The organism is Phenylobacterium sp. (assembly GCF_030654915.1).
Lineage (GTDB): Bacteria > Pseudomonadota > Alphaproteobacteria > Caulobacterales > Caulobacteraceae > Phenylobacterium.
Genome location: NZ_JAURWM010000326.1, coordinates 1 through 10,365 on the forward strand (window position 1 = coordinate 1; position 10,365 = coordinate 10,365).

The following is a 10,365-nucleotide window of genomic DNA, read 5'->3' on the forward strand; positions in this document are numbered from 1 at the left end:
GATATCCACTCGATCAAGCGCCAGATCCACGTCCATAAGGTCGACGACCGGCTGACGGCCAAGGGCGTGGACCTCAAGCTTGGTCGCGGCGGCATCCGCGAGATCGAGTTTTACGTCCAGACCCAGCAGCTGATCCTGGGTGGCCGCCATCCCGAGCTTCGCTCGCCGCGCACCTTGGACGCCCTGCGCGCGCTCGAGGCCTCGGGCCATGTTTCAAGCCAGGCCGCCGACGAACTGACCGAGGCCTACAAGCAGCTGCGATCCGCCGAGCATCGCATCCAGATGCTGGCCGACGAACAGACCCACCGGCTGTCGGAATCCGACGGCGAGCGCAAACGGGTGGCGGCGCTGTCGGGCTATGACCGGGTGCGCAGCTTCGACGCCGCTATCGAGCGGACCTTGAAGACCGTCAATCGTCGCTATGGCGAGCTGTTCCCCGATGAAGAGCAGCTTTCCTCGAAGTTTGGCAGTCTGATTTTCACCGGGGTCGAGGACGATCCGGAGACGCTGGCGACGCTCGGCCGCATGGGGTTCTCCAACCCCGCGCGCGTTTCGCAGACTATTCGCAATTGGCACCATGGCCATATCCAGGCGACGCGCACGGAACGTGGGCGCGAGTTGCTCACCCGCCTGGCGCCGCGTCTGCTCGACGCCGCCCAGGCTTCCGGCGCGGCCGACACCGCCTTCACCCGGTTCGAGGATTTTTTCTCCAAGCTTTCGTCGGGGGTCCAGCTTCAGTCGCTGTTCCTGGCTCAGCCGAAGCTGTTCGAGTTGATGGTGCAGGTGATGGCGTTCGCGCCGCGCCTCGCCAACACTCTGGCCCGGCGGCCGGCGGCGCTCGACGCCCTGCTGGACGGGGCCTTCTTCGCCGATCTGGATTCGGAGGAAGACCGCAGCGCGATGGCGGTGGCGGTCAGCCGGGCCGACGGCTTCGAGGAGGTCATGGACGCCGTGCGCCGCGTGCACCGCGAGCAGGCCTTCCGCGTCGGCGTACAGGTGATGAGCGGGGCGGCCAGCGCCGAGACCGCCGGCCGCGCCTTCGCCAACCTCGCCGACATCTGCATCCAGACCCTGGCGCCGGCGGCCTTGGCCGAGGCCGAACGGCTGGGCGGGGGGTTCGAGGGCGATGTGGCGGTGATCGCGCTCGGCAAGTGCGGTTCGCGCGAGATGAGCGCGGGGTCTGATCTTGATCTGATGACCCTCTATCGAGCGGGCGCGCCCGGAGCAGTGTCGACGATCAAGGAGTGGAGCGCCGAGACCTTCTATGGCCGGTTCACCCAGCGTCTGATCGCGGCCCTGTCGATCCCGACCGGGGAGGGCGAACTCTATGAAGTCGACATGCAGCTCCGACCCTCGGGGACCAAGGGACCGGTGGCGGTCAGCTTCCCAGCCTTCGCGGAGTATTATGATCGCGAGGCCGAGACCTGGGAGTTGATGGCCCTGACCCGCGGACGGGTGGTTTGGGCGAGCTCCGAGGCCTTCGCCGCCGACGCCGCCAGCGCCATCGAGACGGCCCTGCGCCACCCGCGTGAGCGCGCCCGCACCGCCAAGGATGTCCGCGAGATGCGCGAACTTCTCGAGCAGGAACGTCCACCGAAGGGCGAGTGGGACCTGAAGCTCTCACCTGGCGGCTTGGTCGACATCGAGTTCGCCGCCCAGTTCCTGCAACTCGCCCACGCCGCCGAGGGCGGTCCGCTCAGCCAGAACACCGCCGAGGCCTTGGCCGCGGCTGGCGCTTCGGGAGTGGCCTCCACCACGTCGTTGGCGGCGTTGCGCAAGGCCTGGACCCTGCAACAAAACCTGACCCAACTGCTAAAGGTGGCCTTGGCCGACAACGCCGACCCTACCGACGAGCCGAAGGCGTTCAGGGCCTTGCTGGCCCGAGCGGGCGAGACCAAGGATTTCCGGGCGCTAAAGACCAAGCTCGACACCGCTCGAGCCGGCGCGCGCCAAGCCTACGACACCATTGTGCGGTCTTGATCGACGGAAAGCGCCGGGCGTTGCGTTGAAGCTATGATTGACGCTGGCCGCCCGGAGAAAAATTCATGACGCACGTTCCGCAGGCCGCCGTCCTCACCCTGCGCCAGAACCACGGCCGTGACGCCGCTTGAAACTCATAGCAAGCTTGAACCCCGCCAGGGTGAGGTGAGGCTTGGATCCAGGCGATCCCGACGAGGCGCTGTTGGCGCGGGTGGGCGAGGGCGACCCTGCCGCCGTGCGCGCGCTGGTGGCGCGCAAGCTGCCGCGCCTGCTCGCCTTGGCGGGGCGGATGCTCGGAGATTCGGCCGAGGCCGAGGATGTCGCCCAGGAGACCTTCGTGCGGGCCTGGAAACAGGCGCGCGATTGGCGGCCCGGGGTGGCCAGGTTCGACACCTGGCTGCACCGTGTGGCGCTGAACCTCTGCTACGATCGCCTGCGCCGTCGCCGCGAGGTCGCGACCGATACGCCGCCGGAGCAGACCGACGAGGGCCCAGCCCCCGATCGAGGCCTGCTGGCGCGAGACGTGGGTTTGCGGGTGGCCGCGGCCATGCGCGCCTTGCCGGATCGTCAAAGGGAGGCGGTGAGCCTCTGTCACTATCAGGAGCTTTCCAATATCGAGGCCGCAGCCTTGATGGGCGTCAGTGTCGACGCCTTGGAGAGCCTGCTCGCAAGAGGACGGCGCGCCCTGCGCGTGGCCCTGTCGGATATGGTGGAAAGCTAACCTCATGACCCGCGAACGCTTCGAGGACCTGGCCGAGATCTATGGCGGCGACATCGCGCGCTGGCCGGCGGCCGAACGCGACGGCGCGGCCTTGCTGATGGCGGCGGATCCGGATTTCGCCAAGGCGGCGCTGGCTGCGCCGGCTGATCTGGACGCCGTGTTGGACGCCTGGGCGCCGCTGCCTGTCAGCCACCAACTCCGGGAGGCGGTGACCGCCAGTGCGCCAGCCCCGCGCGGGCGGAGCGGCGTGCGCGGATGGTTCTGGCGGGCCGGGCTAGGCGCCGGGCTGGCGGCGGCCTGCGCGGCCGGGCTGGTGGTCGGGGTGAGGCTATCGGACGTGGTCGTCCAACAGGACGATACGTTGAGCGCGGCGCTCAGCGGCTATGACGATCTTGCCGACGTGGTGATCGGGGAGGGGGCGTGATGAGCCGCAAGACACTTCTGATCGTGCTCGTCGTTTCGCTGGCGGTGAACCTTTTCCTGGTTGGCGGTGTGATCGGCGGGCTGGTGGTCGGCCAGCGCCTGCGTCCCGACCGTCCGCCGATGACCCGGATGAACCAGCCGGTCTGGGCCGCCGCCCAAGTGCTCGGCCCCGAACAGGCGCGCGCTTATCGTACCATGCTGCGCGGTGAGGGGATGGAGGCGCGAACCGTCATGCGCCAGACCCGTGAGGCCAGGGCTCAGGCCTGGCGCACGCTCGGCGCCGACCCCTTTGACCCGGCGACGACCAAACAACGCCTGGCGGAGATCCGCGATCGCGAGGCCGCCACCCGCGGTGAGATCGACGGCCGTATCGTCGACTTTGCAGGCGGCCTGACGCCAACTGAGCGGCGGAAGCTGGCGACGGCTCTGGCCGAGCCGCCGCGAACGCACAAGCCATCGCGCCCGGAGCGGGCGGGAGCACGCTAAGCGTCCAACCAGCCCGCGGCTCGGAGGGGGGCGATCGCCGAGCGAGCGACTTGCGCCTCAACGCCGTTGGTCAGGCGCAGGCGTAGATTGCGACCCTCGACCATCACCTGATCGACTCCGTCTCGCGCCACCCACCATGAACGGTGCACCCGCAGCCCCTCGCGCGGAGCCACAGCCGCGATAGCCTGGCCCATGGTCGCCAGGACGAGCCGCGAGCCCGAGCGCGTGTAGACCCGGACGTAGTGGTCCTCCATGCGCAGGCACAGCACCTCGGACGGGGGCGTCCCCAGGAGGTTGGTCGGCGTGGCCGATGGGGCCGGGGTGTCGATCGGCGCCTGCTGGGCGCGATTTCGGGTGGAGAGCAAGGCTTGCCCGACCACGAGCGGAGTCGAGATCGCGAGCACCTGCCCATACCACTCGAGCAGTCCCCTCGACGCCAGGTGTGGCCAGACGGCGCTGGCGATCACCGCGATAAGGGCGGCGAACGGCAGGGAAGCCGTCAAGATCAGCGCCGCGAGCCAGATCCAGGTTCGCAGACGTCCCATGCCTCGATGCAGGATGACGCGGGCCGGAAGCGCGAACGCGACGGCGCCCAGCGACAGGGTCGCGACCCAATAGGCGACGCGCTGCCAGGAGGGGCCGGTCAGATAGCTGCCGAACGGTCCTATAAGGCCAAGGAAGAGGCCGATGGCCGCCGCGCCAGCCAAGGTCATCAGCCAGATGCGCGGCGCGGGCGGTGCTGTCGGCGATCCTCTGCTCATATGGAGATCATAGCGCCATCCGGCCGTTCGCGAACCCGTTCGCCCATTCGCGCAGCCGGCCTCGCCGAAACCTCGCACTTCGACGAACAGGGGTGCTGCCAGTTCTTCACGAGGTTCCGATGTTTCAACGATTTCAACAGGCCCTTGCGGCCCTTTGCGTTCTCTACGCGCCGACTCCGGTTCTCGCCGCCGTCGGTTATCAGCACCTATCCATTCCTGTCCCCGGCGGAGCCCAGATGGAGGTGGGGGTCTGGTATCCGGCCGACGCCGTACCGAAACCACAACGGCTCGAATTGTTCACTCAGGTCGTGGCGGCGGACGCGATCCCTGTCGGCGCGAGCCTACCCCTCGTGGTGATATCGCACGGGAACGGTGGATCGTTGTCGGGTCATCATGACACCGCCCTGGCCTTGGCGGAGGCGGGATTTGTCGTCGCCGCGCCGACCCATCCCGGCGATAATTTCCGCGATCAGAGCCAGGCGACCGCGGTGTGGCTCCGCACCGCGCAATTGCATGGCTTGATCGACTATATGCTCGCCGACTGGACCGGGCATGCCTTGCTCGACGCCACGAAGATCGGGGCGTTCGGGTTCTCGTCGGGCGGCTTCACGGTGCTGGCCGCGGCGGGCGGCGTTCCTGATCTGTCGCGACTGGGCGAGCATTGTCGAGCCCATCCAACCTTCTTCGACTGCAAGCTGGTGGGGCGCGAGCTTGCTTCGGGCACGCCGGATTGGGTTCATGATCGGCGGATACGGGCTGTCGTGTCAGCCGCCCCGGCGCTGGGTTTCACGTTCGGCAAGAACGGCCTGGCGGGCGTGCGCACGCCGGTCCAGTTGTGGCGGGCGGATAACGACATGATCCTTCCGAATCCCTTCTATGCGGAAGCCGTGCGCGTGGCCTTGCCGAACGCGCCTGAGATGCATGTGGTCGCCGGAGCGGGGCACTTCGACTTCCTGGCCCCTTGCTCGCCGGCCCTGACGGCCATTCAGCCGGTGATTTGCACGAGCGCGAGCGGGTTCGACCGAGGGGCGTTCCACGCCGACTTCAACCAGAAGGTCGTTCGCTTCTTTCAGGAACAACTGACCAAGGGCCGATAGTCAGGCGACGGCGAAGCCCGGGGCGGTGCGGACCGCGCCGCTCTGGCGGACGGGCAGGGAGAAGCTGACCACCGTGCCCTCGCCGGGCGCGCTCTGCATATCGAGCGAGCCGCCGTGCATCTCGACCAGCGACTTGGTGAGCGCCAGGCCCAAGCCCGATCCCTGGGTGGTCTTGGAATGCTGGTTCTCGACCTGCTCGAAGGGCTTGGCCAGGCGCGCGAGGTCGTCCTGGGCGATGCCGATGCCGGTGTCGCGCACGCTGATGCGAACGCGTTCGCCCAGAGGGTCGTGCCGCCCCTCGGCGCTGATCGTCACCCGGCCGCCGCGCGGGGTGAACTTGATGGCGTTGGAAAGCAGGTTCAACAGCACCTGTTTCAACGCGCGGTAATCGGCCTCGACTTCCGGCAGGTGCGGGAATTCGATGGACAGGGCCAGGCCCGCCGCCTCGGCGCGGTTGCGGACCAGGCGCACCGCATCCTCGGCCACTTCCTCCAGCCACAGCGGCTCGAACTTCAGAGCCATCTTCCCGGCCTCGATCTTCGACATGTCGAGGATGTCGTTGATCAGAGCCAACAGATGCTGGCCCGACGAGAGGATGTCCTGAGCGTAGCCCTTGTAGCGGGCGTCGCCGAGCGGGCCGAACATCTCACCCACCATGATCTCGGAGAAGCCGTTGATGGCGTTCAGCGGAGTGCGCAGCTCGTGGCTCATATTGGCCAGGAATTCGCTCTTGGCCTTGTTGGCGCCCTCGGCGCGGACCTTCTCGGTCTCGTACTTGCGCGCCAGCTCGGAGAGTTGTTCCTGGCTGCGCTCCAGATTGACGATCGCCCGCTGCAACTCATGCTCGTTGAGCCGGCGGGCCTCCTCCTGGGTCTTGATGGCGGTGATGTCGGCCGCCGTGACCACCAGGCCGCCCTCGGCGGTGCGCCGTTCGGAGATTTGGATCCAGCGGCCGTCGGAGAGTTCGGCCTCCCGCACGCCCTTGCGGCCGTCGGGGCTGGGCATCTCCTGGTGGATAGCCAGTTGGGCGAGGCGATTGATTTCCTCGCGCCCGGCGCCGGGCGTCAGCAGCTTGGTCTCCAGCGAGAAGACGTTGCGATAGTTCTGATTGCAGAGCAGCAGCCGACCATTGCGGTCCCAGAGCACGAAGGCTTCCGACACGCTTTCGATGGCGTCACGCAGGCGGTTCTCCGCGGCCTGGGCGCGGGCCTGGGCCATGCGTTCCTCGGTGACGTCGAGGGCCACCCCGATGATCCGCGAATAGCCGTCTTCATCTGATCGTCCAAAGGCCTGCCCGCGCGCGTCGATCCAGGTCGGCCGGCCGCCGGTCAGCGACGGGATGCGGAAGGACACATCGAAACCGCCATAGATGGCCGCGGTCGACAGCGCTTGACGCACGCGCTCGCGGTGATCGGGCGAAACCCGGTCCAGCACGTCTTGGCCGGCCATGATCCCGCCGCCGCCCCAGCCGAAGATCGCGCCGGTGGCGTCGGACATGAACATTTGGTCGGTGGTGAGATCCCATTCCCAGATGCCGCATCGTGCGGCCTCGACGGCCAGCCGGAACCGACGCTCAGAATCCATCACCGCCTGCTGAGCGCCCTCCATCTTGCGGCTTTGATGGAACAGCAGCAGGCCGAGCAGGAAGGTGATCCCGAGCGGAATGGTCAACCAGGCCAGCTGGATGGCGGTCGAACTGAGGTTCCGGCTCGGCGTCGCCGCCGATACCGCCAGCAAGGCACCGCCCATGGCCGGGCGCGCGGCGAGATCGAGTGGTTCGCCATCGGGTCCTGCTCCGCGAACCACGTCGCGTGAACGGCGCAGTTCGGCGGGGGACAAGCCATAGGCCTGCGTCAGTTGGCTCGGCCGACCGCCGCTGACCATGATCTGGCCCTGCGCGGTCGCCACGACCTGATCTGGATCCAACGCATTCGCCAGACGGTTCGGAGCCCCGACCACCGCGATCTGGCGGCGGCCCTGGTCGGTGCTGACGTTGCCGACGATCACCAGGGACGATGGGTCTTGATCGGCGGCGCCGATCCAGATGGTGCCCCCGCTGCGTTCGGCCTTGACGGCGAGGGCGCGCCAGTCGACGCCGCCAGCCTTGCCGGCGACCGCGATGACGTCCTGGTTGTCCAAGACGGCGACGGCCATGGCCGCGCCATCGGTCACGGCCAGTCCGGTCTCGGCGGCGTCCAGGGGCGGGTCGGCTTTGCGCCGCAGGATCTCTTGCGTCGCCGTCAGCCCGCCGCGAAGCGCAGCGCCCTCGGCGTCGAGACGGGCCGCCAGCGCGTCCGTCCGGCTGCCCAGGGTGAGGTTCTGTGGCGCCGCGGACTGGGATTCGCGGCCGATCTTGACGATGGCGAGCGCGGTGCAGATCGCCAGCAGCAGCAGGGTCGTCAGGATCGCGATCCGCATGACGTTCGGACTTACGCCGGCCCGGGCGCTGGGCGCGGAGCCGCCCTTCGGCTGGCTCGCCTCAGTCTCAGTCGCGTCTTTGCCCCCGCGTCTGGCCAAAGCCCGCCGCTCCCTTGCGCCCTAAGTCGAGTCACCCGTGCGCCCGAGTCTACGCAAGCGCGCGCGGCGCGTCACGAGGCACGTCACGTTGTGATCATCATGGTTTGCTTTGGCGTTCGGCACGACGTTCCGGGCCACGGTAGTTCGGGTCGTCGTGGCGACGTCGGTCGGGACCGAAGTAGGTGTTGCTGCGCACGAAGGGACGGGGCCGGTCGATCACCCAGGCGATGCGTTTCATCAGGTCAGCCGGCGTAACCGGCTTCACGCAGAACTCGTTCACGCCGGCGTCCCTGGCGGCCACGATCTTCGAACGATCAGCGTGGCCGGTCAGCAGGATGATCGGCGTGTAGGGCGCGGGGCTGTCGGGATCGTTTCGCAGCCAGCGGGCGAAGGTGACGCCCTCTTCGGCGCCCAGCATATAGTCGAGGATCACGATGTCGCATGGCGTGATCTTCATCCGCCGCTGGGCGGCGTCGATAGTCTGGGCGTCATAGAGTTGATCGGCGCCGAAGCCCCGCAGCATCGCCTTGACGAGGTTCACCGCATGGGTGTTGTCGTCGACGATCAGGAACCGCACTCGGCTGAGTGAGACCGACATGGACTGGCTGTCTCCCGAGTTAAGCTGCTCGGGAGTGAAGTTGCGGAATTAGCGTAAAGATTCTGTTCTTTCCCGGCGCCCGCGCCTTAGTCGGCGAGCGCCTTGGTGGCGAGTTCATAGACGTTCTTCGATAGGCCTTCGGTCGCCGCGATCCGGGCGAGCTGAGCCTTCATCAACGCCCCGAGCTCGGGCTTGTAGCGCCGCCAGCCGCCCAGCGGTTCGACCAACCGCGCGGCGGTCATCGGATTGAAGCCGTCGACCGCCAGGATCTGGTCGGCGAGGAACCGGTAGCCGGCGCCGCTTGCGTCGTGGAACCGCGCCTGATTGAAGTTGGCGAAGGTGGAGACCAGCGCCCTCAGCCGATTGGGGTTCTTTTCCTCGAAAGCGGGGTGGGTGGTCAGGCCCATGACCCGGCCGAGCGCGGTTTCATTGGGGTCGCGCGCCTGGAGGGCGAACCACTTGTCGATGACCAGCGGCTCGGACTTCCAGCGATCGAAGAAGTCGGCGAGCGCGCTCTCATAGGCTTCGCCCCCGACCAGCATCAGGGCCGAAAGACCGCCCATGGCGTCGGTCATGTTCGCCGCGGCGCGATAGTGGCCCTCAGCCAGTTCGCCGATCTCGGCGCGTGGATTGGCGGCCAGCAGATCCAGGGCGGCGTTGCGCAGCGCCCGGCGTCCGGCGCTGGCGGCGTCCGGCGAAAACTCGGCCAATTCCTGAAGGCCGATATGAAGGCGCTTCAGATCCTCGACGAGGTGCAGCGACAGGCGCGTGCGCAGGGCCTCGCGCGCGGTGTGGATCGCCGCCGGATCGGCGGGTTGGATGGCGAGCGCCAGATCGGACTCGCTGGGCAGTGAGAGCAGCAGCGCCTTGAAGGCCGGATCGGAGGCTTGGTCGTTCAGCGCCCGGCCCATGGCCTCGGCGAAGCGTTCCTCGCCGACCTCGTCGGGCATGTCCTTGGCGCGGGCGACAATCAGCGCGCGGGCCAGGTCTTGGCCAGCTTCCCAGCGGTTGAATAGGTCCGGGTCCGAGGCGAGCTGGACGTAGCGGTCCTTGGACGGGGCGTCGGTGGTGAGGGTCACCGGCGCCGAGAAGCCGCGCAGCGCCGAAATCACCGGGGCGGAATCGACATCGGTCAGGGTCACGCTGGCCTGGGCGGCGTTGAGTACGACGATCGTCTCATCGAGCGCCTCGCCGTCGCGCTTGAAGGCCAGGGTGCGGCCTTCACCGTCGAGCAGGCCGATGGTGACCGGCATCGGCAGCGGGCGCTTGTCCGGCTGGCCTGGCGTCGGCGCGGTTTCCTGGCTCAGCTCGATCCGCAGGGTGCGGGCGTCGGCGTCATAGGCGTGGGTCAGCGAGACCTTGGGGGTGCCGGCCTGCTCGTACCAGCCGAAGAAGTCGCTGAGGTCCTTGCCGGTCACCTCGGCGAAGCAGCGGATGAATTCCTCGACCGTGGTGGCGTGGCCGTCCCAGCGGTCGAAATAGAGGTCCATGCCTTCGCGGAACTTCTCAGGACCGATCAGGGTCTTGAGCATCCGGATTACTTCGGCGCCCTTTTCGTAGATGGTCGCGGTGTAGAAGTTGTCGATCTTCAGATAGCTCGACGGCCGCACCGGGTGGGCTAGCGGGCCCTGATCCTCGGGGAACTGCCGGGCGCGCAGGGCCTTCACGTCCTTGATCCGCTGCACGGCCTCGCCGCGCATGTCGGCGCTGAACGCCTGGTCGCGGAACACCGTCAGGCCCTCCTTCAGGCACAGCTGGAACCAGTCGCGGCAGGTGATGCGG

Annotated in this window: 9 protein-coding genes; 5 read left to right on the forward strand and 4 right to left on the reverse strand. The window is 67.8% G+C overall.

Features of this window, described 5'->3' with window-relative positions:
- The 4 genes from Q7T84_RS17055 to Q7T84_RS17070 all read left to right on the forward strand — a co-directional run.
- A partial coding sequence (locus Q7T84_RS17055; RefSeq protein WP_304811215.1) for a glutamine-synthetase adenylyltransferase occupies positions 1 to 1,980 on the forward strand: 1,980 nt, incomplete at its 5' end.
- Between the two features lie 172 nt (positions 1,981 to 2,152).
- Positions 2,153 to 2,701: an RNA polymerase sigma factor gene (locus Q7T84_RS17060; protein WP_304811216.1), complete on the forward strand. Its 549-nt coding sequence runs from the start codon at positions 2,153 to 2,155 to the stop codon at positions 2,699 to 2,701.
- A 4-nt stretch (positions 2,702 to 2,705) separates the two neighbouring features.
- The gene (locus tag Q7T84_RS17065) at positions 2,706 to 3,125 is read left to right on the forward strand and encodes a hypothetical protein (protein ID WP_304811217.1); all 420 of its coding nucleotides are present in this window, start codon (positions 2,706 to 2,708) and stop codon (positions 3,123 to 3,125) included.
- The gene (locus Q7T84_RS17070; protein WP_304811220.1) at positions 3,125 to 3,610 is read left to right on the forward strand and encodes a periplasmic heavy metal sensor; all 486 of its coding nucleotides are present in this window, start codon (positions 3,125 to 3,127) and stop codon (positions 3,608 to 3,610) included. Before Q7T84_RS17065 ends, Q7T84_RS17070 begins: the two co-directional genes overlap by 1 nt.
- Here Q7T84_RS17070 and Q7T84_RS17075 read toward each other — a convergent pair.
- Entirely contained in the window at positions 3,607 to 4,371 is a 765-nt protein-coding gene (locus Q7T84_RS17075) for a LytTR family DNA-binding domain-containing protein (RefSeq protein WP_304811222.1), read from the reverse strand. The two genes, Q7T84_RS17070 and Q7T84_RS17075, sit on opposite strands and share 4 nt — an antisense overlap.
- Before the next feature lie 119 nt (positions 4,372 to 4,490).
- Between Q7T84_RS17075 and Q7T84_RS17080 the strand changes: the two genes are divergently transcribed.
- Positions 4,491 to 5,468 (forward strand): dienelactone hydrolase, encoded by a 978-nt coding sequence (locus tag Q7T84_RS17080; protein ID WP_304811224.1) that lies wholly within the window; start codon positions 4,491 to 4,493, stop codon positions 5,466 to 5,468.
- Here the strand turns inward: Q7T84_RS17080 and Q7T84_RS17085 are convergent, their stop codons facing one another.
- The 3 genes from Q7T84_RS17085 to Q7T84_RS17095 all read right to left on the reverse strand — a co-directional run.
- Positions 5,469 to 7,886: a PAS domain-containing sensor histidine kinase gene (locus Q7T84_RS17085; protein ID WP_304811225.1), complete on the reverse strand. Its 2,418-nt coding sequence runs from the start codon at positions 7,884 to 7,886 to the stop codon at positions 5,469 to 5,471. It lies immediately after the preceding gene.
- A gap of 196 nt (positions 7,887 to 8,082) precedes the next feature.
- Positions 8,083 to 8,583, reverse strand: coding sequence for a response regulator (locus Q7T84_RS17090; protein WP_304811226.1), 501 nt, complete (start codon positions 8,581 to 8,583; stop codon positions 8,083 to 8,085).
- Positions 8,584 to 8,669: 86 nt separating this feature from the next.
- Positions 8,670 to 10,365: DUF3458 domain-containing protein (locus tag Q7T84_RS17095; protein ID WP_304811228.1), on the reverse strand; the 1,696-nt coding region annotated here is incomplete at its 5' end.